At 50.2% G+C, this 303-nt stretch carries 1 protein-coding gene; it reads left to right on the forward strand.

Features of this window, described 5'->3' with window-relative positions; translation table 11 throughout:
- On the forward strand, positions 1-303 hold a 303-nt coding region (locus FF52_RS01570), incomplete at both ends, for a hypothetical protein (protein ID WP_008462413.1).

A 303-nucleotide genomic window follows, 5' to 3' on the forward strand; every position in this document is an offset into this window, starting at 1 on the left:
CTTCATCAGTGGTTCCTGTATCTCCAGATCCGTTTAGCGCTTCCGCATGTGCGTATGCAGATCAGGCAGCATTGGACGCAGCTTTCGAAACCTTCAAAGCGGGCTTTAGCGTAAGCGGCGGCTGTGATGCGAAAGGTGAGTTTGTTGGCAGTCCGACAGCGCCAAACTTATGTCAGGGCGGCACTACAAGTGTAAGCTACATGATTACTGATAAATGCTACACTACTACAATCAGCAGAGACTTTACCATTACCGCTCCTTCAGCAGTGGTTCCTGTATCTCCAGATCCGTTTAGCGCTTCCG

Source organism: Flavobacterium sp. F52, assembly GCF_000278705.1.
Lineage (GTDB): Bacteria > Bacteroidota > Bacteroidia > Flavobacteriales > Flavobacteriaceae > Flavobacterium > Flavobacterium anhuiense.